The sequence below is a fragment of the methanotrophic endosymbiont of Bathymodiolus puteoserpentis (Logatchev) genome, from assembly GCF_900128525.1.
Classification (GTDB): domain Bacteria; phylum Pseudomonadota; class Gammaproteobacteria; order Methylococcales; family Methylomonadaceae; genus Methyloprofundus.
The window spans coordinates 1-1,600 of record NZ_FQTQ01000020.1; the positions used below are offsets into that span (position 1 = coordinate 1).

Sequence of the window (1,600 nt, forward strand, 5' to 3'; positions counted from 1 at the left end):
ATGAAGCTTTTGAAGAGCTAACTGGGGTAGATATAAAAAATTTACTGGGTTATGCACTTATGACTTGAATTCAGGACTGAAAACTCCTCACCGCCCTCAAATAATTCATGAATTGTCATAAAATGAACATTATTACGTTTTTTAATCTTGGATAAATCATTTATCAACTTATGAATGCTAATTTGTGGATCTTCTCTAAAATTCGACATTTGATCACCCGATTCGATTATATCGTATGGATGCATAACAATAACAACTATTGCCTCTGTATGACCACTAGCCAAAGCAGATGAAATGACTTCATTTATCTTTTGTGGATATGCTCCTCCAGGTAAATAAGTTAAATTTCCAGTACTTTCCTGTGGGCCTCCTAAAGCAGCTGAGATTAATTTATAACTCGTGCTTTCCAGTGATTGTAATGTTTGAAGGTCATACTGATTAAATGGCGGGATAAATGAAGTAATGCTAAATCCAAGAGTCACTTCCAAGGCTGCTCTAGCATTGCCTAAAAGTAAATTCTGGGTATTTTTTGAAAGCCCTGTAAACTCTGAATTACTTCCTTCTGTAGCGTTACTTTTATGACTATACCCATGAACTGCAATTTCAACTACCCCTTGTGAAGCATATTCTTTTAATAAGTTAACTTTATCTTCACCAAGATCAGCAACTTTGGGTATGCTATCAGGCTCAGGGTAAGGGGCATGTGGAAAAGGAATAACACCAACCAGTACACCTCCTCCAATATTTTTTATGGTGTCAAAAAGTAACCGTTCCACATCAGTATTACTGTTGCGTGAATAATCATCATATCTAAATATAATTTTAAGTTCCCCAGCTGGCACAGACTGAAAAAAAATAATAAACAGGAGTGCAACTATATAGCGCATATCTTATATACTCATTCAATATTAAATTAACAGCTACATTATTCAATAATATACCTAAAAAGATAGATTCCGTAGGTTGGGTTCATGCTTCACACCAACCTACGCATAATACTTTCACACTCTTAGAGCGTGGAAATACGATGTTAGGAGTGTATTTATTACGAGTTATAAATACACTTGGCTACGAACTTAAAACGGGACGTTCACTTTATTTGTAGGGCGGACTGAAGTCCGCCCTACAAGTTCTCAGCTGTCCCGTCTAAAGTGCGTAGCCATACACTTATTAGATAATAATCTCACCTTGTAAGCTTTATCCACAACTATCGCAACTAAAGTCACTCCCACCATACTTGTTATTCAATTCCTGCTCCTTAGTTTGTCCCAAGCGATTGCATATATTGAATCAAAGCAGTTCGATCACTTGCCTCCCTGATTCCATTTATTTGCATTTTATTTCCTGCTGCAAAGGCCTGAGGATTAGTAAGAAAACTATCAAGATTTTTTACCGACCAACTTCCAGAAATATTTTTTAACCCTTCAGAATAATTATATCCAGTAGCTGATGCAATAGGTCGATTATATATATGCGCAAGATCAGGTCCAATCTTATGGTTTGTGCCATCTGATGCCGCATGACAACCTAAGGAATGAGCACAAATTAATTTAGGCAAGTTCAATTTAAGAATTATAATGATGCAACTCATAAACTTTAT

2 protein-coding genes are annotated in these 1,600 nt (G+C 36.1%); both read right to left on the bottom strand.

All coding sequences use genetic code 11. The features are described 5' to 3' along the window. Positions 1 to 41 precede the first annotated feature (41 nt). Positions 42 to 887, bottom strand: coding sequence for a DUF2334 domain-containing protein (locus BQ7314_RS01315; RefSeq protein ID WP_174481906.1), 846 nt, complete (start codon positions 885 to 887; stop codon positions 42 to 44). 371 nt (positions 888 to 1,258) lie between these two features. Beyond that, positions 1,259 to 1,600 (bottom strand): c-type cytochrome (locus BQ7314_RS01320; RefSeq protein ID WP_425356627.1); only part of this gene is annotated, 342 nt, incomplete at its 5' end.